The sequence below is a fragment of the Sorangium sp. So ce726 genome, assembly GCF_051521405.1.
Classification (GTDB): Bacteria; Myxococcota_A; Polyangia; order Polyangiales; family Polyangiaceae; genus Sorangium.
This window is the reverse complement of the sequence record NZ_CP150349.1, coordinates 10,609,681-10,631,491: the sequence shown is the minus strand read 5'-3', so window position 1 is coordinate 10,631,491 and position 21,811 is coordinate 10,609,681. Positions and strand designations below refer to the sequence as shown.

Annotated in this window: 16 protein-coding genes; 4 read left to right on the top strand and 12 right to left on the bottom strand. The window is 72.0% G+C overall.

From position 1 onward, the window contains the following. Positions 1 to 90: 90 nt before the first annotated feature. Together WME79_RS39460 and WME79_RS39455 are read right to left on the bottom strand one after the other, a co-directional pair. Positions 91 to 1,947: a permease gene (locus WME79_RS39460; protein ID WP_437525673.1), complete on the bottom strand. Its 1,857-nt coding sequence runs from the start codon at positions 1,945 to 1,947 to the stop codon at positions 91 to 93. Between the two features lie 164 nt (positions 1,948 to 2,111). Beyond that, complete coding sequence (locus WME79_RS39455) at positions 2,112 to 2,564, bottom strand: Fur family transcriptional regulator (RefSeq protein WP_437525671.1); 453 nt, start codon at positions 2,562 to 2,564, stop codon at positions 2,112 to 2,114. A 766-nt stretch (positions 2,565 to 3,330) separates the two neighbouring features. Between WME79_RS39455 and WME79_RS39450 the strand changes: the two genes are divergently transcribed. Next, entirely contained in the window at positions 3,331 to 4,239 is a 909-nt protein-coding gene (locus WME79_RS39450; protein WP_437525669.1) for a zinc metalloprotease, read from the top strand. Between the two features lie 75 nt (positions 4,240 to 4,314). Here the strand turns inward: WME79_RS39450 and WME79_RS39445 are convergent, their stop codons facing one another. The 6 genes from WME79_RS39445 to WME79_RS39420 all read right to left on the bottom strand — a co-directional run bounded on the left by WME79_RS39445 (position 4,315) and on the right by WME79_RS39420 (position 10,648). Next, positions 4,315 to 5,115 carry a hypothetical protein gene (locus WME79_RS39445; protein ID WP_437525667.1) on the bottom strand — a complete coding sequence of 267 codons (801 nt, stop codon included), beginning with the start codon at positions 5,113 to 5,115 and terminating at the stop codon, positions 4,315 to 4,317. A gap of 358 nt (positions 5,116 to 5,473) precedes the next feature. Further along, the gene (locus tag WME79_RS39440; RefSeq protein WP_437525666.1) at positions 5,474 to 6,310 is read right to left on the bottom strand and encodes a CPBP family glutamic-type intramembrane protease; all 837 of its coding nucleotides are present in this window, start codon (positions 6,308 to 6,310) and stop codon (positions 5,474 to 5,476) included. After that, positions 6,292 to 7,443, bottom strand: coding sequence for a peptidase MA family metallohydrolase (locus tag WME79_RS39435; protein ID WP_437525664.1), 1,152 nt, complete (start codon positions 7,441 to 7,443; stop codon positions 6,292 to 6,294). The genes WME79_RS39440 and WME79_RS39435 overlap by 19 nt, the downstream gene beginning before the upstream one ends. Then, entirely contained in the window at positions 7,440 to 8,360 is a 921-nt protein-coding gene (locus WME79_RS39430; RefSeq protein WP_437525662.1) for a hypothetical protein, read from the bottom strand. The genes WME79_RS39435 and WME79_RS39430 overlap by 4 nt, the downstream gene beginning before the upstream one ends. 58 nt (positions 8,361 to 8,418) lie before the next feature. Beyond that, a complete protein-coding gene (locus tag WME79_RS39425) occupies positions 8,419 to 9,417 on the bottom strand; it encodes an NAD-dependent epimerase/dehydratase family protein (RefSeq protein WP_437525660.1) in 999 nt (332 codons plus the stop codon). Positions 9,418 to 9,511: 94 nt separating this feature from the next. Further along, a complete protein-coding gene (locus WME79_RS39420; RefSeq protein WP_437525658.1) occupies positions 9,512 to 10,648 on the bottom strand; it encodes a hypothetical protein in 1,137 nt (378 codons plus the stop codon). A 202-nt stretch (positions 10,649 to 10,850) separates the two neighbouring features. Here WME79_RS39420 and WME79_RS39415 point away from each other — a divergent pair, with 202 nt between their 5' ends. Beyond that, positions 10,851 to 13,094 carry a cyclic nucleotide-binding domain-containing protein gene (locus WME79_RS39415; protein WP_437525656.1) on the top strand — a complete coding sequence of 748 codons (2,244 nt, stop codon included), beginning with the start codon at positions 10,851 to 10,853 and terminating at the stop codon, positions 13,092 to 13,094. 106 nt (positions 13,095 to 13,200) lie between these two features. Here the strand turns inward: WME79_RS39415 and WME79_RS39410 are convergent, their stop codons facing one another. Both WME79_RS39410 and WME79_RS39405 read right to left on the bottom strand, forming a co-directional pair. Beyond that, positions 13,201 to 14,886, bottom strand: a complete 1,686-nt coding sequence (locus tag WME79_RS39410) for a serine/threonine protein kinase (protein ID WP_437525654.1) — start codon at positions 14,884 to 14,886, stop codon at positions 13,201 to 13,203. An 85-nt stretch (positions 14,887 to 14,971) separates the two neighbouring features. After that, positions 14,972 to 16,006: a serine/threonine-protein kinase gene (locus tag WME79_RS39405; protein WP_437525652.1), complete on the bottom strand. Its 1,035-nt coding sequence runs from the start codon at positions 16,004 to 16,006 to the stop codon at positions 14,972 to 14,974. 449 nt (positions 16,007 to 16,455) lie between these two features. On the opposite strand from WME79_RS39405, the gene WME79_RS39400 reads away from it, so the two are divergent. Further along, positions 16,456 to 17,163, top strand: coding sequence for a helix-turn-helix domain-containing protein (locus WME79_RS39400; protein WP_437525650.1), 708 nt, complete (start codon positions 16,456 to 16,458; stop codon positions 17,161 to 17,163). A gap of 109 nt (positions 17,164 to 17,272) precedes the next feature. Here WME79_RS39400 and WME79_RS39395 read toward each other — a convergent pair whose 3' ends face one another. Beyond that, positions 17,273 to 17,752 carry a hypothetical protein gene (locus WME79_RS39395; protein WP_437525649.1) on the bottom strand — a complete coding sequence of 160 codons (480 nt, stop codon included), beginning with the start codon at positions 17,750 to 17,752 and terminating at the stop codon, positions 17,273 to 17,275. A 571-nt stretch (positions 17,753 to 18,323) separates the two neighbouring features. After that, positions 18,324 to 20,159, bottom strand: coding sequence for a PE-PGRS family protein (locus WME79_RS39390; RefSeq protein ID WP_437525648.1), 1,836 nt, complete (start codon positions 20,157 to 20,159; stop codon positions 18,324 to 18,326). 247 nt (positions 20,160 to 20,406) lie between these two features. Between WME79_RS39390 and WME79_RS39385 the strand changes: the two genes are divergently transcribed. Next, complete coding sequence (locus tag WME79_RS39385; RefSeq protein ID WP_437525646.1) at positions 20,407 to 21,555, top strand: vWA domain-containing protein; 1,149 nt, start codon at positions 20,407 to 20,409, stop codon at positions 21,553 to 21,555. Positions 21,556 to 21,811: the final 256 nt, after the last annotated feature.

Sequence of the window (21,811 nt, the reverse complement as noted above, 5' to 3'; positions counted from 1 at the left end):
CCGCGGGACGACGCGCGAGGGAGGCCGCGAGCGGCGTGAGGGAGACCGGCGAGCGTGAGCTCCGTGAACGACGTTCCGGGGAGCCCGGCGTCAGGCGGGCGGCGCGCTGTGGTCGTCCGGCGCGCCGCTCGCGCTGCAGCGATGTGCGTGTGCGCAGGGCGCATGCGGCTCCTCTGGACCGGACGCGCCGGTGTCGCCGGCGCCGCGCATGCCGCCGAACCATGCGCGAGGGCCGAGCCTCATGAAGCTCGAGAGCAGGAGCGCGCCGAGCGCGACCGCGCAGACCCATTCGATGGTGGAGTGCTCCTGGGGCGCGAGGTCGTGGAGGTCCGGGATCGCCGAGAGGGGGACGAAGGCGTTGGCGACGAGGCCAAGCGCGACGGCGAAGGCGACGCTGAAGAGCGCGGAGACGGCGGCGGCGCGCGCTCCGAACGCCCGACGCAGCCCGCCGAGCGCCGCGATGTGGGTCGCGGGACCCGCCACGAGGAACGCGAGCGCGGCGCCGACCGGGAGCCCCTTGTGGATCATCACCGCGGCGAGCGGCGTCGCGCCTTGCGCGCACACGTGCGCGGGCACCGCGAGGAGCGCGCTCACGAGGACGTCGTCCGGCGCACCGAGCGCGCGCGCTGCGGCCGGCGCGATGGCCGCCTCGAGGACGGCGGCGAGCACCAGGCCCGCGACGTACCAGGCCGCCATGTGATCGAGCGCTGGACCGACGGCCTCGGCAACGGCGGCGCGGAGCCGCGCGCCCGGCGACGCCACGGTCCCGGCGACGACGGGCGGCGCGCCGCCGGAGGGCGCAGCGCTCGAGCCTGGCGTCCCGGCCATCCTGGCGACGAGGAGCGCGACCAGCACGGCGAGGAGCGCGCCGCCCGCGACGCGCGCCGCGGTGAACGGCAGGCCGAGCATCCGCAGCGAGAGCAGCGCGCCGGCAGGATCGAGCGCCGGCGTGCAGAGGACGACGGTGACGCCCGAGGCGACCGGCGCGCTCGCGCGCGGGAGCCGCTGCATGCGCGGCGCAACGCCACAGGCGCAGAGAGGCAGCGGCGGCCCGGACGCCAGGCCGCTGGCGGCGCGGGGCAGCGCCGCGCCGCCGCGCAGGGAGCCGGTCGAGCGATGCAGGACGCTCGGAGAGAGCGCGCGCAGGAGCCCCGCGATGGCGAGCCCGGCGAGCACGGCGGGCGCCGTCTCGACGAACAGCGGGCCGAGCGACTCGGCGATCGACAGCTCGGACGCGTGCGCGCTCGTGAAGGAGCTCTCCGGGCTGGGGAGCGCGAGCGCGACGCAGAGCCCCGAGGCGAAGGCGATCGCGCTCGCCGTCCGCGCGCGCGCCCCCCGAGGCGGCGCCTCGTGCGTGTGGACAACGAGCCGCAGGAGGACGCCGAGGCCGAACGCGATGAACACCTCGAACGACTCGTGGGGGAGGCTCTCCACGGCGCGCTGGCCGAGGAGGGCGCCGAGCACCGTGAGCAGCCCGAGGAGCCCGAGGCGCGCGGCGAGCTGCCGCCAGCCCCAGGCGGGCAGGAAGCGCGCCGCGAGCGACAGCCCCTCGGGCAGCCGGTGCACGAGGACGGCGCTCGCGAAGAGCACCCCGTCCGCGCTGCTGTCGGCCGCGGCCACGGCCAGCGCGAGCCCGGCGCCGTCGAGCAACCCGTGCACGGCGAGCGCCGAGAACGCGATCTCCCGCCCCAGCACCTCGCCGGTGTCGCGCCTCCGGTGCTCCGTGAGCCCGAGCGCCGCGTACCCGAGCGCCGCCCAGAGGACCGCCTGCGCCCCGATCTCCTCGACCACGTGCGGCAGGTGGCGCGTGAGGACGAGCGCGGGCACGAGGCCGAGCGTCAGCCCGTCGAGCGCTGACGTCGGCAGCGCCTGGCGCCGGCCGAGCGCCACGAGGAGCGGCCCCGCGGCGAGGCCGGCGATCGACAGGACGACGACGAGCGCGAGCATGGGCGCGGTGGGCTATGCCCGAGCCACGTAGCCTAATCAATATCAAATTGGTGTTGCAACCAGGATGCGGACAGCCGCCTGCGGCCGCTGAGCGCCGCGTCATTCACGCGGCTCGGGGCTGCCGGTAGCTGGGGGTCGCCGATGACCGGGGGCTGCTCCGCCGATCAGGCCTGCACGCACCGATCGCAGCGGCCCTTGATCTGGATCTGGAGTCCCTTGCGCCGCAACGCGCGCGGCGCGCCGCGCGCCGCCTTGATTTCGATGCTCTCGTCAGGGAGACAGAGCACATCGCCGCATGTGTCGCACATGAAGTGCGGGTGCTCGTCCGCCGCGTGGGTGCCGGTGGCCTCCCGCAGCTCGAACCGCCAGAGGTGGTCGCCCATGTCGGTGCGGCGCACGAGCCCGGCGTTGGTCAAGTCGATCAGGTTCCGGTAGATGGTGGCGCGATCCCACCCCTTCGGGGCGAGCTCAGCAGCGAGCTCCGCGTGGCTGACGGGCGTCCGCGAGCGGCCGAGGCTCTGCAGCACGGCGATGCGCGGCGAGGTGGCTCGCAGGCCGGCCGCCCGGATCTGCTCACGGAGGTCCTCCGCGGACTGACCTGCTTTCGTACGCGCCATGCAAGACATCTACCGTCGCCGGGAGAGTACTGCAATCACGATGCACGGAGCGCGCAGCGCCCCGGTCGGCCGCGCGTCAGTGTGAGCGAGATCGCAAGATCGTCGCCGAGCTCGCCCCGCCACCGCCAGCGAGAACGCAGCGTCTGCCCTCGCTCGGGCCGCGTGCGCGCGTGCCCGGCGTGGCCCGGAGAGGGCCGGCGGCCGCGAGCGCCGACCCGGCTCCGAGAGGATGTGGCAGGCGGAGAGTTTGGATAACGCCGTACACCTTGTTTCGAGCGTCGCTCGAACTGCACAGACCAGGCGGATGGGCGCGCGGCGCGGCGCTCCTCGGGAAAGCGCCTCGAAATCGGGGTGAGCTCCGCGGGCCCTGACCCCGAAGGCGCGGAGGACATGGAACAGGCGGAACAGCCAGGTCCCCGTCGTCGTCTGACCTCGAGTCGAGGGGCGCTCCCTCGGTCCGCGCCGCTCTCGACGCGTGCTCCATAATGGAGCGATCGATCCAAGTTGGAGCAATCGGCGTGTCCGTTCCACGCGGGCCCTCGCGCCTCGTCATCGCTCTGCGTGTCCGGGGGTCTTGCCGGCGTTCGGCGAGAGGGCGCAAGACACACAAGACGGGCCAGACGACCCAAGACGACCAGAACGACCAAGACGTGGAATCTTCCTTTGTCGTCGCGAGTGGAATCAGCCCTTTTGGAATTGAACCGATTGTGATCGCGGATATATATTCATGCTTCCTTTGCGGGGAAATGAACCAAGGAGAGTGTCCATGCGAGCTCGGACGTGTGCGGAAGTATTTGCCTTAGTCTTGATCGCTGCCTTGGGCGTCGCGTGCGGCGCCGACCCCTCGACCCCCGTGGAGGATGCGCCGGCCGTCGTCGACGTCGAACCTGAGCAGGTCGAGGCGGCGCCAGCGCCCCTGCGGCGCGGCTGCGCGACCGTCGAGCTGAGCGACGTTGAAAAGGAAGCCGTCGAGCAGTTCGTCCGCAGCCAGGTGGCGCTCGGGTTCTCGGCGGGCGCGGCGGTCGAGATCCCCGTGCACGTCCACGTCATCAACAAGGGCGCGGGCGTATCGAACGGCGACGTGACGGACGGGATGATCGCGGAGCAGATCGAGGTGCTCAACGAGGCGTACGCGAACACCCGCTTCAGCTTTGCACTGGCCTCCGTCGATCGGACGAGGAACGCGACCTGGTACACCATGTCATCGGGCTCCTCGGCCGAGCGGCAGGCCAAGACGGCGCTCCGTATTGGTGGGCCAGACCACCTCAATCTCTACACGGCCAACCCGGGCGGCGGTCTACTGGGCTGGGCGACGTTCCCCTCGAGCTACGCGGCCCGGCCGACCGACGACGGCGTCGTCCTGCTCCATTCCACGTTACCCGGTGGCAATGCGGCGCCGTACAACGAGGGAGATACGGGTACGCATGAGGTCGGTCACTGGCTCGGCCTCTTCCACACGTTCGAAGGCGGCTGCAACAAGAGCGGTGATGGCGTGGCGGACACGGCGTCGGAGCGCAGCGCCGCGTATGGCTGCCCGCTGAACAGGGACAGCTGCCGGGGAGGTGGGCTCGACCCGGTCCAGAACTTCATGGATTACACCGACGACTCCTGCATGGATGGGTTCACCGCAGGGCAGACCGATCGCATGTCGGCTCACTGGGATACGTATCGTTGATGGGTGGATGAGGTGAGGGCGGGCGGCGGGCGACTCCGCCGCTCGCCGGCCGGACAGGCGTCCGGCAGAGCTCGATCACATCGACTTGATCTGGGCCCGGCGCTCGAAGCTCCGGCTCTCGGTGAGGACGCGCGGCGCGGGCTCGGCAGGCGCCGGCCCTGCGCTCGAGTCCCTATCTCCCTGCGCCAGGCGCTGCTGACGGCGGGTGCCGGCCTGGACGCCGAAGTACACGCCGAGGAACGTCACGACACCCCAGGCGAGCAGGCCGATGGCGATGAGGCCGGTCTGGCGCGACGAATCGCCCCCGAGCTGGCTGATCTCCTCCATCGGCGCCGACAGCTTGCTCACCTCCTTCATCGGTTCGCGCAGCGTCGCGACCTGCTCCATCGGCTGCTTCAGCCCGGCGACGTCGCGCATCGGTGCGTCCAGGGCAGCGACGTCGCGCATCGGTGCGTTCAGGGCGGCGACGTCCGTGAGCGGGCCGCGGATGCTCACGAGGCTCTCGTTCATCGCGGCGATGGTGGCCTCCATCTCGCTCAGCCGATCCATCGACTCCTTGAGGCGCACGGTCTCCCGCATGCTCTGCTGCATTGCGTCCATCGATCCCTTGAGCTCGGCCAGCCGCTCCATCGCCGCCTGCATCTCGGCGAGCTTCTCCATCGGCTGACGCAGCTCGGCGAGCTGATCGATGCTCTCCTGCGAGCTCCGCAGGGTCTGATTCGAATCCTCGATCGTCGCGCGGGTCCGCCGCATCTCCTCCGTCGTTGCCTGGATGGAGCGCGTGTTCGTGTCGATCATCGTCGCCATGCCGCAGCCCGTCGACACGAGCGCGAGCAGCATCATCGGCGCAATCCGAAGGATCCTTTCGCAGTGCATACCTGATCGTTGGTTCCTCGAAGGCGGCGCGTCAATGTGTGCTTGACGCGGTGCGCTGAAATATGACATAGCCGTGTCCGAGGGGTGAGACGCTGTGAGACATGCGCGCGTTCGCCCGCGATCCGGTCGGGCGGCACGTGCTCTCACGGCGCTGTGAACTGTCGGTGTCGGTCCGGTGGATGTGACGCGCCGAGCGCTGGAAGCCGGACGCTGGCGGTGGAAGGCGAGAGGCCGAGTGCGCAGCTGCGATGGACGTGGCGCCCCCAGCGCCGCTGTCCGGAACTACAACGCGGGTGCGGCGCGCTTCATGCCGGCGCGGCGGCGAGAGCTCCGTGGCGGCCGCGCGGGGCGGGGGCGCTCACCGCCCTGGACGGGCAGGCTGCCGGGCGCCGGCGCGGAGGGTGAGCGCGGCGAGGATCGCGAGCACGACCGCGCCGAGCCAGGCAGGCGGGCCGAAGGCCTGCGTCCCCGCGGCGAGCGCGCCGTCGATCCACGTGGCGTCGAGCAGGGCGCCGCGCAGACCTGCGCCCGCGAGCGCGGTGAAGCTCGCGTGGACGGCGACCGCCGCGAACACGCAGCGGCCGCGCAGGAACAGCGCCGCGGCGAGCGCGCCGAGCGCGGTCGCGAGGGCGAAGCTCGACGGGGACGCGCCCGGCGCGAGCCCGAGGGCGGCGCCGTGCGCGAGGGCGGAGAAGACCAGCGCGAGGTGGGGCGAGAGGCCGGCGCGCGCCGCGGCGGCGAACGGGATGCCGGTGAGCAGGAGCTCGTCGCGGACCGCGAGGGCGATCGCGCGCGCCAGGGCGAAGCCGAGGCTCGCCGAGGGGGCGCCGGCCTCGACGGTCGCCCACCCCAGCGTCGCGGAGACGCCGAGCGTGATCAGCACGGCGAGCGCGCCCAGCGCAGCGCCGAGCCCGACGCGACGGGCGACGCGCGCGCGGCGGCCTGGGCCCTCCGGCTCCAGAGGGTCGGTCCACTGCACGCCGGCCCGCGCCGCGACGACGTCGGCGACGACCGCGCCGCCGAGCGCCGCCGCGAGCGGGCTCGACGACAGGAGCACGGAGACGATCTGCAGGGCCGCGGCGAGGCCGATGAGCCAGGCCGCGCCGAGCGCGAGCTCCGTCAGGCGGCGCTGCGGTCCGACGGGATCGGGCCGAGGAGGGGCCTCCTCCGCGGCGTTCAGTGGAGCGTGTGCCACTGGCCGTTGTGCTCCACCTTCGGGACGTCCGCGTCGCCGTCGGCCTCGTTGCGGTGACGCGCGCCCAGGGTGGCGACGAGCTGGACCGTGGACGGGCGCGCGGGCCGATGGCGCGCCTCCGACGCCGCGCGGAGCCGGCGGCGCGGCGCGCGAGGCGGCGGCGACCTCCGGCTGCGGAGCCGCTGCACGGCCAGGCGGCCGGAGACGAGCAGCCCGAGCACCAGCAGCGAGCCAGCCAGCACCGGGACGAAGCCGTAGCGGCGCGCGACGTTGGCGCGCCACGCGAGCTCGATCTCGCGGCCCGTCGAGACATAGGCGGCCTGGAGCGCGGCCTCGAGCGGCACGCCGCCGCGCACCTGAGCCAGGGCGCGCACGAAGCTCTGCCGGCGCCCGTCCTCGACGAGGAAGCGGACGACGTCCGCCGCCTGCGCGTAGGGCAGCGAGCCGGCCATGTCCTCGGCGCCCGCCAGGTTCGCCTCGAGCCCGTCGAGCGGGAGGAGGCGCCCCCGGAGCGCGGCGACCGAGAGCACCTGCGCGCGCCGAGCGCCGCGGTCTCCGGCCACGTGGGCGGCGAACCCCTCGTGGAACCAGCGCGGGATCACGGCGCCGCCCGTCACCTCATCCAGGGCGAGGTGCGCGAGCGCGTGACGGAAGGCGCCCTCGAGATCGGGCGTCTCGGCGCCGAGCCGCGGAGAGGCGCTCAGGACCGCGAGCCGCTGCGCGCCGAACGAGATGGCCGTTGTGGGGCCAGCGAGGCCCCCGGGGACGAGGTCGTCGAGCTCGGCAGGCACATCCGCGATCCGGACCTTCACCGGCGCGGTCAGCACGTCGCGGCCGAGCAGGGCGCTGAGCTCGGCGCGGAGGTCGCCGGCGCGGGCGATCAGCGGGCGGACGCGGTCGCGGGTGGACGGGTGATAGGCGAACTCGATCCAGTCGAGATCCTCGGTGTGGTACGCCGGCGGCGGCGGCGGCACGGGAAGATCGGCGCTGCCGTCGCGCGACGCGGCGGGCGCGTCGTAGACGCGGGGCGCGGCGCCGGCGAGCCGCGCGGGCGCGGCGATGATCGCGACGCAGAGGAGCGCGGCGAGCCTCAGCCCCAACCCCGCTGGGCTGCGCCGGGAGGAGCGCGTCATGGCGCGATCCGACCCCGGAGGTGCACGGTGTCGCCGTCATCGCCGCCCGTCTGGGCCAGCACGAGCACGACGATGCCGGTCGCGACGACGCCCGCGAGCGGCCCCCAGAACCAGGGGGAGCTCCACGTCGAGCGTCGCTCCGATGAGCCGCTGCCGCCGTCCGCGGACTTCGGCGCCGCCGGGGCGGCGTCGGCGCGAGGTCCGCGAGGTCCCACCGCGCCGCGCTGCGATGAGGCGGGCGCGCGCGGCGTCGCAGCGCGACCCGCCGCGCCTCCGCTGCGTTCGTCTCCAGCGAGCAGCGCGCGGACGGCCGCACCCGCGCCTGGCCAGCCGAAGATCGCCCCGGCGGGTGCGCCGTCGGTGGTCCGCTGGACCGTCGCGCCGAGCTCGATCGGCGCGTAACTCGCGCCCGCGACCCGGAGCATGCGCGCCACGGGGTGGCCGTGCGCCGTGCTCACCGCGACGACGAGCGCCGCGCCTGCGCCCGCGCCGAGCGACGCGAGCAGCCCGCGCGCGACCGGCTCGGACTCGGCGCGCCCGGCGGAGCGGCGCACCTCCGCGAGCTCCTTCACGGCGGCCGGCGCGTCCGGGCGCGGCGGATCGCCGGCGAGCACCTGCGCTGTCGCCTCGTCGATGGGCGGGCGGAGCGCGGGGTCACCGTAGATCGCGCGAGCGAGCGAGCGAGCCGCCTCGGCGCTCGCGTCGTCCACCGCCACCACGACGGCGCCGCGCAGGGCCGACCGTGCGGCGGGGGTGTCCGGCGCGCCGCGCGCAGCCGGCGCCGCCGCCGCGCTGCCCGCGTCCGGAGCCGCTGCGGCGGCGCCGTCTCGAGGCGGCTCCTGGGCCTGTGCGGGCGCCGCTGTCAGGCCGAGCGCCATCGCGACGAGGCCCGGGGCAGCCGGCGGACAGCGGAACATGCATTTACGGTACGGAGGCCGCGGGCGAGCGTCAAACGGCGCGCGGCGCGGCGTCACGTCACAGCCAGCCGTGCTCGCGGTACCAGGCGACCGATCGGCGCGTCCCCTCCGCCCAGCTCACCTCGGGCGCCCAGCCGAGCTCCCTGCGGGCGTCGCTCGAGTCGCAGACCCAGTGCGACGCGGAGAGCTCGTTCAGCTTGTCGCGCGTGAGCATCACGGCCTTGCCGGTGAGGCGGCCGAGCCCCTCGCTCGCGAGCGCGGCGCCGCGCACGAGCGAGAACGGGACGCCGACGCGGACGAGCGCCCGCGCGCCGAGCGCCGCCTCGACGTCCGCCAGCATGTCGCGCCACACATACACGCTTCCGTCGTCGATGAAGTAGGCGCGGCCGCTCGGCACGTCGCTCTCGATCGCCCGGATGCACGCGGCGGCCGCGTCGGAGGCGTAGATCACGCTGAGCGTGTTCCTGCCGTCGCCGAACATCGGGAGGAAGCGGCGCGCGACGCTCTGGAAGAACGCGAACGACTCCTGGTCGCGCGGGCCGTAGATCATCGGGGGGCGCACGACGACCACGGGCAATGCGCCCTTCTCGGCGAGGACCAGCCGCTCGGCCTCGAGCTTCGAGCGCCCGTAGCGCGTCACCGGGGCCGGGCGCGCGTCGGCGGCGATGGGGCGCCCGTCCAGGCTCGGGCCGATGGCGGCGAGGCTCGAGACGAACACGAACCGCCGTATCGCCCCCGCCGGCGCCGCCTTCGCCGCGTCGAGCAGGTTCCGCGTGCCGTCGACGTTGACCCGGAAGAACTCCGCCTCGTCGCGCGCCTTGACCAGCCCGGCCGAGTGCACGATCGCGTCGACGCCCGGCGGGCCGACGACCGCGCGGCGGACGCTCTCCGCGTCCTCCACGGCGCCGTGCGCGAGCTCGACCCCGCGCAGCGACGACAGGAACCTCGTGTTCGACGAGCGCCGCACCAGGGCGACGACGCTGTGCCCCTGCTGCACGAGCTGCTCGGCGACGTGCGAGCCGAGGAACCCGCTCGCGCCCGTGACCAGCACCCTCATCGATCCGCTCCTTCTTTACGGTCCCGGCGCGCACCGGCGGCTCGACGTGGCGCCGGCGCGGGCGCCCACGTCGCACAGCCGGCGCCCGCGTCCATCACAGCGCCCGCTCGTAGACGCGGTACTTCTTGTAGACTCGACCGCCCATCATCCGGATGCCCGCGTTGATGGCGGCGTTATCCTCCAGCGTCCACCCGAGCTCGCCGTGCGTCATGCCGAGCAGGTGCCCCGCGCGGTTCATCTCGACGTAAAGGAAGGCGCTGAGCCCGGCGTAGCGCCGCACATGGCGCCACTTCTTGCGGATCCCGAGCACGACGAGGCGCCCGCTCTTCGGGCCGCGCACGCGCAGGCGCCACAGCAGCTTGAAGATCCCGTCCGGGAAGAGCTTGCCGTGGAAGTCCTTGATCAGCTGGTTGAGGTCGGGCAGCCCGAGCGCCACGGCGGCCGGCTCGCCGTCGATGAACGTGATCTTGGTGAGCTCGGGCATCAGGATGAGCCGCACGTCCTTCGACCACTTGATGAGCTCCTTCTCGGTCATCGGGACGAAGCCCCAGTTGTCGCTCCAGGCGTCGTTGTAGACGTCCATGAGGATCCGGATGTCGCGGAGCAGGTTCTTCGGATCTCCGCAGCGCGTCTGCACCTCCGGCATCGCCAGGACCTCGGCGTGGGCCTTCTGCGCCCGGGCGGGGACGTTGCCGACCTCGTAGCGCCACGCGTAGAAGTCCTTCACCTTCTCGAGCCCCGCCTGCTCGATGAGCCGACCCTGGTGCGGCCGGTGGTAGGCCATCATCATCACCGGCGGGTGCTCGAAGCCCTCGATGAGGCAGCCGATCTCCTCGTTGATCGAGAGGGAGTAGGGGCCCCGCATGCGCTTCATCCCGCGCGCGCGCAGCCAGCTCGCGGCCTCGGCGAGCAGCGCCCCGGCCGTCTCGGCGTCGTCGATCGTATCGATGAAGCCAAAGGTGCCGGTGTCGTCGCGGTGGGCCCGGAGGTGCTCGTGATCGACCTGCGCGGTGATCCGGCCCGCTGGCCTGCCGTCCTTGTACGCCACCCACGCCGTCCCCTCGGCGTGCTCGAAGAACGGGTTCTTCTTCTTGTCGAGGCGATCGGAGATGTCCAAGTCGAGCGGGCGGATATAGTTGGGCTCACCCTCGTAGACGGTGTCGACCACGTTCAGGAAGTCCTTGAGGACCTTCTTGTCGCCCTTCCGGAGCTCGCGGATCTCGATAGCCATAGGGTCCGAGCCCGTACCTTCCGAGACGCGGCGCCGCAAGGGCCTCGCACGGACGTCGTCGTGGCCCTGATCGCGGAGCGCCGCGCCCCTCGCTGATCGCGGGACGCCACGCGTCGCGCTGTTCGCACGACGCAGCGCGCGCGAAGCCGGTAAGCTCTCGCGGAGGGCCTGTCCGGCCCCCGGCAACTCAGGTGGACGCAGCATGATGACCCCGAAGGAGTTCCAGAGGCAGTTCAAGCGGCTGCTCATGAGCCGCGTGGAGGGCATGGACTGGGAGGACAAGCTCGCCCGGGTCCGCCAGTACCTGCGTCAGCTCGAGGCGCGCCAGAGCCCGGAGGAGGAGTCGGCCGAGCTGTCGCCGTCGCTGGAGCTCATCCCGTTCGAGCCCGGCAAGCGGCCTGTCGACGAGGCGCTCTATCCGGGGCACGGGTGCAGCGAGCGCGTCGGCTGCATCAACACCTCCGGCGACCCGTCGGAGCTGGGCGACGAGGTGTGGCTGCTCTACCGGCTGCGCGATCTCTACGCGTTCGTCGCCCCCTTCGAGCGGCCGTTCGAGGTGACCCTGTCCGCGTGGTTCCTCCCCGCGAGCCCCGGCGACGGCGAGCCGTGCCCGGTGCCCGGCCTCATGGACGTGCCGCTCAGCCCGCAGATCGTCTCGACCTCGTCCTACCCCGTCCCGAAGCTCGAGCCCGCCCCGTGGAACTCGTTCCATCAGACGGTCTACGTCGCCACCATCGTGCCGGCGCGGCAGCTCGTGCCGCACCCCCCCGGCGAGGAGACCGGCGGCGGCTATTTCTGGGCCGACCTGCCCGAGTCGTTCCGGCGGCGCGTCACCGACGGCTTCGAGCCGTTCACGTTCGCGAGCCTGTTCCGGCAGCAGCTCCGGGTCGAGGTCAAGCTCAGCGAGGCGGGCAGGACGGTCTCCTCCGAGTCGACGGACATCGAGATCTTCGACACCGGCCGCTTCGGCTCGCTCTACGCGCGCCTGCTCGACCGGCTCGTCAAGGCGGACACGGAGATCCAGCAGCGGGCGCTCGGGATCGACGAGCTCCACGTCGGCTATCACCCGTGGTTCCCCGTGCTGACCATCGGCATGGACAAGGCGCTCCTGTACCTCCGCGCCATCCACCAGGACCTCGAGCAGCACCGGCGCAACCTCCCCGACCCCCGCTGGCTGCTCCGGGTGGGCCTCTACCTCGAGCTGCTCACCTGCCTCGGCATCTTCGAGGCCGTGAAGCACGATTACCCGGACATGCTCTCGCCGGGGGAGCGCGAGGCCTTCGAGGAGGGCGCGGCGTTCGCGCCGATCCGCGCGTCGATCGACGTCGTGGCGTGGGCGCAGGTCTGGGACATGCGGCACATCGCGCCGCGCGCGGCCGGCTTCTTCGCGGCCGGGCCCGTGAGCCTGACGAACCTGATGCGCAAGCAGAAGGCCACGCTCGCCTTCCTGCACGCCCACCACGCGGACCTGCAGAAGGCGATCGAGCTCGCCGGCCCCAACCTGTGGAACGCGCAGGAGACATGGCACCGGGTGTTCCGCGACGCGGAGCGGGCCGTGCTCAAGAACAACGTGCTCGCGTTCCCGGAGCTCGCGCATATCGATCCGCGGTGGCGCGACTTCGCGCTCTGGCACCAGCGGGGGGACATGCGGCTGTTCGGGCTCAACCTGATGCCCGAGGCGCTGACAGGGCTCTTCGGCGACCAGGACGGCATCTTCCCCGCGGCGTGCCGGCAGTACCGGAAGTCGATGAACGACGTGGCCCGGTGGGCCGTCGAGCGGAACCTCATGGATTACACGGGCGACGAGTGCATCCCGCGGAACGCGAGCCTGCTCGAGGCGTACATGGAGAAGAACCCGTCGCACCTCGCCGCGCTGCAGCGGCGCGACGGCCACGGGGCCGCGCCGTCGATCGAGCTCGAGGAGCCGAGCAAGGCCACGCGCGAGGCGAGCGCCGAGGACCTCATGACGCTGCTCCGGCGGACGCCGGTCTTCAAGCCGCTGCTCGATCGCGAGCTCCGCAAGCTCGCCACGAAGGCGCGCCGGATCGAGTACGGCCCGCTCGACCGGATCGTGCTGCAGGGGCAGCGGGACTCGTCGATGTTCGTCGTCGCGTCCGGCGCCGTCGAGGTCCTGGTGCGGCACTCCGACGGGCAGGACTCGACGGTCGCCGCGCTCGAGAAGGGCGCCGTCTTCGGGGAGTTCGCGCTGCTCACGGGCGAGGAGCGCACCGCGACGGTGCGCGCCGTCGACGAGGTGGTGCTCTACCAGATCACGAAGGAGGCCCTGCAGCCGATCATCGAGGCGCGCCCGCAGCTCGTGATCGAGCTGAGCCTGCTCATGGCGTCGCGCCAGGCCCACCTGCGCGACGCAGCCGAGCGCTACCTCGAGGCCGAGGAGAAGGTGCGGAGCCTCGCCGGGCGCATCCGGCGGTTCGTCCTCGGCTGAGCGCGCTCAGCCCCTCGTGGCTGGCCTCGCGCCCGGCGCTTCGTGGCCACGTGGCTGGCCTCGCGCTCGGCCCTTCGTGGCCAGCCGTCGCTCGGCCCCCTCGCGCTCAGCCCTTCAGGAGCCACGCGATCGCGTCGGCCTCCGCGGTGAAGAACGAGTACTCGGGCAGCCCCATGGCGGCCGACAGGCGGGAGATCTGCATCTTCGAGAGCGCGCTGTTCACGAGGTTCGCCGCCTTGCGCATGCCGTGCTCGACGGCGTAGGCCATGGTCTGCTCGACGTACGGGCTCACCTCGGGCTTCTGCGGGGGGAAGTCCGCGATGTCGGCGAGCACGTACCAGGGCTTCCCGAGGTTGAGCAGCGTCGAGGCCTTCTGGCGGAAGTCGTCGAGGTACGCCTTGCCCTCGTCGATGTCCCAGAACCCCCACACCTTCACATGGAGGACCCCGGTCGACGTGTCGGGCCTGACGGTGAACCGCCGCTGCGGGGCGCGCTCGCGCCGCGACGTGAGCTCGGATCTCCTCAACGGCTCGCTGCTGGAGAGGCTTGCCCGCCCCGGCGGATCGAGGGGCGCCGTCCGGGGCCGGGTCTCCGCGAACTTCGAGGCGGCCGACGGCGCGGGCGGCGCGGAAAACGAGGGAGGGACGGAGCGCGAGGGCGGATTGGAGGGCGACGGCGGAACGGAGCGCGAGGGCGGGCTGGGGTAGGAGGCCGGACCGGGGCGTGAGGGAGGCGTCTTCGACGACAGCTCCGGCACGGTGACGGTCGGCACCTCGGCGAAGCCCTGCGCCGTGCCGGGCTTCGAGGGCAGCGTCGGGTCGGTCGGGCTCGGGTTCGCGCTCGGCGCGGGCGACGCCGGCTCCGGCAGGAGGATGACGCGCGAGGCCCGCGGGAGGGCGACGTCGAGCGCGGCGGCGAGCGCGCTGACCGCGACGGACGCGCGCTCGAAGCGGTCCTCGGCCTTGAGCGCCGTCGCCTTGAGGAACCAGCCGTCGAACTCCTTCGGCAGCGCCGCCGAGGACCGCCGCGCCGCGCGCGCGCTGGGCGCCTCCATCGCGCCGCGCAGGAGCTCCCCCGCGAGCATGTACGGGGACGCGGTCGCCTCGGCCTCCTGGGCCCAGTACGACTCGCCCACGAGGAGCGCGTACGCGACGTGCCCGAGCGCGTAGATGTCGGCGCGCGGGCCGACGTTGCGCTCGGCGCGGATCTGCTCAGGCGCCATGTACACGGGCGTGCCGAGCATCTGCCGCGTCAGCGTGGAGGCGTTGTGCTGCTCGATGACCTTGGCGATCCCGAAGTCGAGGATCTTCACGCAGGGCGAGCCGTCGTCGCGGACGGTGACGAACAGGTTGTCCGGCTTGAGGTCGCGGTGGACGATGCTCGCCGCGTGCGTCTTGTCGAGCGCGAGCGCGGCCTGGAACAGGTAGAGCGCGACGTCCTCGGCGGGGAGGGAGCCGCGCTTCTTGACGAGGCTGCCGAGCTCCTCGCCGCGGAGCAGCTCCATGACGAGGAACGGGGTGCCGGTCTCGTCGTCGACCCCGGCGTCCGAGGTCCTGACGATATGGTCGCTCTCGATGATGCCGGTGATGCGCGCCTCGAGGGCGAAGCGGGCGCGCAGCTCCTCGCTGTCAAGCAGGCTGGGCAGCATCACCTTGAGCGCGCGGCGTGTCGCGGTGACGTCGTCCATCACCTCGTAGACGGCGCCCATGCCGCCCGCCTTGATGACGCGCAGCACCTGGTAACGGTTGCGAAACCGCGTATTCGGCTGCAACAGGCCGGACGAGGAGCTCATCCTGTGGCCCTCGGTTCAGGCATGGTTTGCACCACGCTACCAGCGCCGCTTCCCGCGTCGCAAGGCGGTCGGGTGAGGAACGTGCTCAGCGCAGGATCGCGCCTCCGCCGGTAGGCTCGCCCCCGGATCGATCGGCGCGGTCGAGGAGCGGCTCCAGCGCGCTCCAGAGCGAGCGGACGTCCTGGAAGCGCTCCTCGGGGGCCACGGCGAGCGCCCGCGCGACCCAGGCGTCCACCTCGGGGAGCAGGTCGGGCCGGAAGGCGTGCAAGCTCGGCCGCGGGCCGCGGGCGGCGGCGAGCAGGATGTCGACCCGGCTCGCGCCGGCGAACGGCACGCGCCCCGCGAGCGCGCGGAAGAGCACCGCGCCGAGCGAATAGATGTCGATCCGGTGGTCGATCTCCTGGGGCCGGCCCTTCCATACCTCGGGCGCGATGTAGCTGGGCGAGCCGGGGATCGCGCCCTCGCGTGTGAGGGGATCGGCCTGCATGACCTTGACAAGACCGAAATCGAGCAAGCGCACGCGCCCCCGCGCCGCTGCGCCGGCGTGGCCCTGCGCGCCGTCGCCCGTGACGCGGAGCTGCGCGCTGGCGAGGGGCGCGGGATGGGCGGCGCGGGCCGGCGCGCTCCCGTGGTGAGGGGAGGTGGAGGAAGGAACGCCCGTGTCGTTGTCCAGGACGAAGATGTTCGCGGGCTTCAGATCGCGGTGGACGATGCCGCGCGCGTGCGCGGCGTCGAGGGTGTCGACGATCGGGCGGAACAGCTCGCGGATCTCGTCGAGCGGGAGCCGCTGGTTCCGCGCCTCCAGCTGGCGCAGCGTCGTCTCGAGATCGCTGCCCTTCAGGAACTCCATGACGATGTAGAGGGTGCCGTCGGGCGCCTCGCTGAACGCGAAGACGTGCGTCGCGCTGGTGCCGGCCAGCTCCCCCATGGCGCGGGCCTCGCGCCGCAGGCGGGCTTTCAGGGCGGGATCGCTGGCGAACTCGGGCCGCAGGTACTTGACGGCGACGTGCGTGCCGACTTCCTGGTCCAGGGCGCGGTAGACCACGCCGTGGCCTCCCTGACCGACCACCTCGATCAGCTTGTACCGGCCGTCGATCACGTCGTCGATGTCGTGGTCCATCGGCAAGCCCTCGGTGCTTGAGCGCGCTGCGTCAGCGTGCCGCCCAGCGAGCCCAGGTTGTAGCCGCTTCGGCGCGCTGGCGGTAGGGACGGTTGGGCGCCGACCTGACTCGCCGGCCGGGGGCGGACCGGAGACGGCGCGGGGAAGCGCGAGCGCCCGGGGGACGCGGGCTGCGGGAAGGCGCCTGCGGGGAAGACGCCTGCGGCGAGCGAGCCTGCGGGGAGCGAGCGTGCGGCGAAGCGCGCTGGGAGGAAGCGCGACCCTGCTAGGGAGGGCGAACGCGCCGAGGGAGAAGGCGAATGCGACAGGGACGTCACGGATCGGGTTCAGGCGACATCCTAGGAGTGACAGAAATTGCCTGATGATTGATCACATTCATCATGACGCAGCGACGAATTTGGTTGGTTTGCCGACCCTGAGATCCCGTGTAGAGTGGCGCCCATCCTCCTATGAGATCTGTCCGGCAGAACAGCGATCTTCCCCGGGTGAACGGCCCGCTGCCGGTCGCGCTCGACGTGCAGCCGGCCAGGTCCGGCGAGCAGGAGATGGAGGAGGAGGCTTGGACCTATGAGGTCGCTCACCACGACTCGCCGCCAGATCTCACGCATGTCGTCGGGGAGAACCTTCGGCGGCTGCGCACGCGGCGCGGCCTCTCGCTGGAGCGGCTCTCGAAGATCTCCGGCGTGAGCCGCGCGATGCTCGGCCAGGTCGAGCTCGGCCGCAGCGCGCCCACGATCAACGTCGTCTGGAAGATCGCCCGCGCGCTCAGCGTGCCGTTCTCCGCGCTCGTCAGCGAGCGCTCGGCGAGCGGACCGATGCTGCTGCGCGGAGATCGCGCGAAGCGGCTGACATCGCACGACGGCAAGTTCACCTCGCGCGCGCTCTTCCCGTTCGACGCGCCGCGAACGGTCGAGTTTTACGAGCTGTGCCTCGCCCCGCTTGGCGCCGAGAATGCCGATCCCCACCCGCCCGGGACGACCGAGAACATCGTGGTATGTCAGGGGACCGTTGAAATCAGCGTCGACGGACAGCGGTTTCTGCTCGCGACGGGCGACGCGCTCGTGTTCCAGGCGGATGTCCCGCACGTCTACCGCAACCCGGCGAACGTCGACTCGCTGATGTACCTGGTGATGACGTATTCACTGCCGGCGCCCTGAGGCGCGGCGCGTTCCTCGCCGAGGAGCGGGGGAGGGGAAGGGGCGGAGCCGCGCGAGAATGCCGGCGAGCGCCGACGCTCCGCTGCTCCGAGGAGGGTTTGCGGCCGCGCTACTTGGTCATGGCGGGCGTGCACATCATCATGGGCATGCCGCCGCACATCATCATCATCGGCATCCCGGCCGACATCATCTTCGTCATGGCCTCGCAGCGCTCCTTCAGCATGTCCATCGACATGCCCTCGGGCGGCATCATCTTGCAGGTCATTCCGTCCTTGGTCATCTCACACGACATCTTGCACATCATCGGCATGCCCATGCCCATCATGCCTGGCATCATGCCCATCATGGGCATCATCGGCATGCCCATGCCCATCATGCCAGGCATCATCGGCATGCTCATGCCCATCATGCCTGGCATCATGCCCATCATGGGCATCATCGGCATGCCCATGCCCATGCCCATCATGCCTGGCATCATCGGCATGCCCATCATGCCGGGCATCATGGATGCACCAGCGGCCATGTCCGGCGTCGACATCATGGGGGACATCATCTGCGGCATCATGGGCATCTGCATTGCAGTGGTCATGGGGGGCTCCTGTCGTCAGCGCTCGTTGCTTCCGGGAGCCGTTCTAGCCGGTCGGCGTGTCGTCGCAACGCGTTAATATGGGTGCGTGTCGCTTTGCTCCAGTCTAGCGGAGGCGCCTCCATGGCGTTGGAGGCGCCGGCGCCCCGGGCGGACGAGTGTCCAGGATGGCGATGGGCCGCTCCGCCCGGAGTGCGAACTGGAGCGGCGTCCAGGCGAGGCCGGGTGTGCCGCGGTCACGATACTTGTGCTGGCGGCCGGCGGGTATCGTGCGAGCGCCAGCTCGAAGGGCCCGGCGCTGCTCCGGGGCCGGTGACGCTGTCTTGTGCATCGACCCGCCTTTGATTTGAATGCGGTCCCGCGGACGTGCGAAGTCCTGTCGGCGGATAAGAGCCACGGTGCCATGACTGGCAGGCTCCTCTGCTCCGGGAGCGATCGAGTCCAGGTTGCCTTTCAGGATTCACGTCGCCGTCGACACCGCCAGAGACATCATGCTCCGCGCCAGGGGCGCAGGCGCCATCGATTTCGGGGGCGGACCGGTTGGGAGATAGCTCCCCGACCTGAGCGGGGCTGATCAGTTGATCTGCAGGTTTGCGGCCGCCTTACCTTCCTGCCCCGCGCCCGCGGCGCCCCCGCTCGGGGTCGTGCCGCCAGCGCCGCCGAACCCGGGGGTGCCGGTCGAGCAGCTGTTGTCTCGGAACGTGAAGGTGACGCTCGCGGATCGCGCCAGGCAGGCGCTCGGGCCACCCCCGCCGCCCGCGCCTGGGCCGCCGTCGCCGCCATTGCCACCTTTACCGCCGACGCCACCGCTGCGGCCGTCATCAGGACCGGGGCCGCCCGGGCCGCCGTTCCCGCCGAGCTGCGGCGCTCCGCCGTTGCCGCCGCGGCCGCCGTTGCCGCCCTTCCCGGATGTGATCTCGTTGCGGGAGACGACCACCCGGCCGGCCGCGGCAAAAATTCCGAAGCTCCCGCCTCCACCGCGGCCCGCAGTGCCGCTGCGGCCGCCGAGCCCGCCGCATCCACCGCTGCCGCCGCCACCGCCGCGATCGTCGATGCCTACAGGGCACGTCCCGCCGCCGCCGCCGCCCGCGCCGCCGCCGCCGCCGCCGTTCGTTCCCGGTTGCCCATTGGTGCCGTTCGCAGGCTGGTAGACGCCCGAGGCGATGCTGCCGAGATTCGCGCCCCCCGTCCCCGGCGTCCCCTGCGACCCAGCCGTGCCCGGTGTGCCATTGGGGCCCGGCGGGCCGGGGTCCAGGCAGCTCGATGTGGCGCCTCCCGCGCCGCCCGCCGCGCCCCGGCTGCCCGGATGGCCCGCCGCTCCGTTGTTGGAGCCATGTCCGCCATATCCAGCTCTCCCGCCAGGCTCGTCGCAGGTGGGCGCCGGGCCGGCATTGCCGAGGCCGCTGCAGTCGTTGCAGCCCTGCTCTCCTGCATTCCCCGAGGTCGCCGTCCCCGCCATGTGCGCCGCCCCGTTCGTCCCTGCGGCGCCGGCCCGGCCCTCCTCCACGTTGATCTGGTTGAACCGCACGAAGAGATCCGCCGTCCCCCCGCCGAGGCGCACTCCATAGGTGCTCGCGCCGGTCGACGACGGGCTCAGCGCCTCTATCGAGAGGCCCTCGATGTGCGTCGGCTGACCGATCGACGGAGCGTGGAACACCGTGCCTGTCGCGCGCACGGTGGTGGTCACCGAGGGCGTCCTCCGGAACTTGAAGTCAGCGTTGCCGTGATCGAACCCACCGTAGATGCTGATGCCGGACACGACCGTGACCGCCTCCTCGTAGAGCTCGCCCGACAGGCAGACCGCCGGGACCCCGCCCGCTTGCGCCACCTGGATGGCCTTGGTGATCGTCTCCACCGGCGCGTTGCGCGTACCGCTGCTGGCGTCGTCCCCCGTGCTCGCCGAGACGTAGATGCATTGCTCCACGAGCCCGTCGCCGCCGTCGCAGTTGTCGTCGATGAACTCGGCGTCGATCGGATCCTCGCCCGCATCTCCCGCCGCGGTCGGCGTACACGCGTATTCACAGCCGCACTCGCCCGTGAGGGGATTACCGTCCACGTCGTGTGTGCCCGGCAAGCATCCCAGCGCGCACAGATCCGCGACCCCACCGCCGCCGCCGCCCGCCTCTTCGCTGCCCCCCTCTCCACCCGAGCCGCCTTCACCTCCGCCCGAGCCACCTTCACCCCCGCCCGAGCTGCCTTCACTCCCGCCCGAGCCGCTCGTGACGGCGGCGCTGCTCGATGAGGCTGTCGTGGTGCTGCTGCTCGCGGATGACGCGCCGCCCGCGCCCGAGCCGCCTCCCGTGCCCGCGACTGGCCCGATGGGGCCGTCGATCGAGCTGCTCTCCGCGCAGCCGATCGCCGAGAGCAATGCGAGCAGAGATGCCGTCTCGAGGAAGAATTGTGCGCGCATGCTTAATTCTGCACCTTCGAGTGCGTTTCGAAAAGACTTTGTCTTGTTCGGTCCCAATCACCATGGGGCCGTGCGCCACATTGCGGCCTGCATCGACAGCGCGTCCGCCCACGCCGTTATGTGCTGTGCCGGCGCGAGCCAGCTCACGATTCCATGATTCGCCCCTCGCGCCTGTCACCGTCTCCGGTACTCTGTGTCTGCGGACGTTCCCGCTTCCGTGCCGTCCTCGCTGTCATCTGTTCATCCCATGCGCCTCGAATCGCTCCACCGCACCTCGCTCGTCTCCATGGTTGGGCTCGCCGTCGCCATGGGGCTCCATGGCGCGTGTGCACCGGACTCAGGGGCTGGCCTCGTCTCGTCCTCCTCCTCTTCGGACGGAACTGGCTCGGGCGGGACCTTTGATCCGGATGGCGGGCTGTCGACCGACGCGCCTGTCGATAGCCTCGATCCGGACGCCGCGTGTGGCCTTGTCACCGAGGAGGCGATCGCGGTCCCGCTCAATCTCTATATCATGATGGACAAGTCGTCCTCGATGGCGGGCGACGACCCCATGGTGGCCGACAAGTGGACCAGCGCGAAGGCCGGCCTGACGGCGTTCGTCAACAGCGCGAGGTTCGCCGGCGTGCGCGTGGCGCTGCGCTTCTTTCCGCGGGCGGCGGACGACGTGCCGGCCTGTGACCATGAGGCGTACAGGGAGCCGCTGGTCCCGTTCGGTCCGCTCCGCGACAACGCGGGCGCCATCGTCGCGGCCATCGAGGCCGAGTCGCCGAACGGAGCGAGCACGCCCATCTACCCGGCGCTGGGCGGCGCGTTGCTCCTGGGCATCGACGTGGCGGCGAACCACCCCGGCGAGGCCTCGGCGGTGCTGCTCGTCACCGATGGGCAGCCCCAGGGGCCGGCGGCCCAGTGCGCCGGGGTGAACCCGGAAGACCCGGACGCCATCGCGGATCTCGCGGCGGTCGCCGCGCGCTACCGCACCCCGGTGCGCACCTTCGTGATCGGGCTCCCGGGCGTGAACCAGAGCTTCGCCAACCAGGTTGCGGTTGCGGGAGGCACCGACGCCGCCGTCCTCGTCGGGGCGACCAACATCGCCGTCGAGTTCCAGAACGCGCTCGCGAAGGTCACGGGGCAGGCGCTGCCGTGTGAGGTCGAGGTCCCTTCCCAGGTGGCTGGCGGACAGGTCGCGTTCGACGATGTCAACGTCCTCTTCGGGCTCGACGGCGCACCACAGGAGGTCCTGCCGCAGCGCCCCGGCTGCGACGGCCCAGGCTGGCGCTACGACAACCCGGCTTCTCCCGCGGCCCTCGTGCTGTGCCCCGACACCTGCGAGGCCGCGAGGAGCGCTTCGATCGCGAGGATCCAGATCCTCCTCGGCTGCGAGACCGTGATCCTCTGACCGAGCACCGTAGAACGACCGCGCGATCTCGAAGGAGAGAGGGCGAACCGCCGGTGTCGTGGAGATGACGCCGGGAGCGACAGAGAGGCCCAGGAACAGGCGGCGCAGACGCGGAGCGTCATGAGTGAGACGGCTCACCATGTTGGTGGCGTGGAGGCGCGGATCGTGGCGCCAGCGCGAAGGCGTGGGACCCGGCGCGCGCGGGCGGCGCCCGGTGGCGTCCGGCGTGCTGAGCGCCGGCTTGCAACTCTGCACT

Coding starts and splice junctions, on each gene's coding strand:
- WME79_RS39385 (WP_437525646.1), top strand. CDS start 20,407: ATGCGCCTCGAATCGCTCCACCGCACCTCGCTCGTCTCCATGGTTGGG.
- WME79_RS39435 (WP_437525664.1), bottom strand. CDS start 7,443: ATGACGCGCTCCTCCCGGCGCAGCCCAGCGGGGTTGGGGCTGAGGCTC.
- WME79_RS39450 (WP_437525669.1), top strand. CDS start 3,331: ATGCGAGCTCGGACGTGTGCGGAAGTATTTGCCTTAGTCTTGATCGCT.
- WME79_RS39395 (WP_437525649.1), bottom strand. CDS start 17,752: ATGACCACTGCAATGCAGATGCCCATGATGCCGCAGATGATGTCCCCC.
- WME79_RS39445 (WP_437525667.1), bottom strand. CDS start 5,115: ATGCACTGCGAAAGGATCCTTCGGATTGCGCCGATGATGCTGCTCGCG.
- WME79_RS39400 (WP_437525650.1), top strand. CDS start 16,456: ATGAGATCTGTCCGGCAGAACAGCGATCTTCCCCGGGTGAACGGCCCG.
- WME79_RS39430 (WP_437525662.1), bottom strand. CDS start 8,360: ATGTTCCGCTGTCCGCCGGCTGCCCCGGGCCTCGTCGCGATGGCGCTC.
- WME79_RS39405 (WP_437525652.1), bottom strand. CDS start 16,006: ATGGACCACGACATCGACGACGTGATCGACGGCCGGTACAAGCTGATC.
- WME79_RS39420 (WP_437525658.1), bottom strand. CDS start 10,648: ATGGCTATCGAGATCCGCGAGCTCCGGAAGGGCGACAAGAAGGTCCTC.
- WME79_RS39460 (WP_437525673.1), bottom strand. CDS start 1,947: ATGCTCGCGCTCGTCGTCGTCCTGTCGATCGCCGGCCTCGCCGCGGGG.
- WME79_RS39410 (WP_437525654.1), bottom strand. CDS start 14,886: ATGAGCTCCTCGTCCGGCCTGTTGCAGCCGAATACGCGGTTTCGCAAC.
- WME79_RS39390 (WP_437525648.1), bottom strand. CDS start 20,159: ATGCGCGCACAATTCTTCCTCGAGACGGCATCTCTGCTCGCATTGCTC.
- WME79_RS39455 (WP_437525671.1), bottom strand. CDS start 2,564: ATGGCGCGTACGAAAGCAGGTCAGTCCGCGGAGGACCTCCGTGAGCAG.
- WME79_RS39415 (WP_437525656.1), top strand. CDS start 10,851: ATGATGACCCCGAAGGAGTTCCAGAGGCAGTTCAAGCGGCTGCTCATG.
- WME79_RS39425 (WP_437525660.1), bottom strand. CDS start 9,417: ATGAGGGTGCTGGTCACGGGCGCGAGCGGGTTCCTCGGCTCGCACGTC.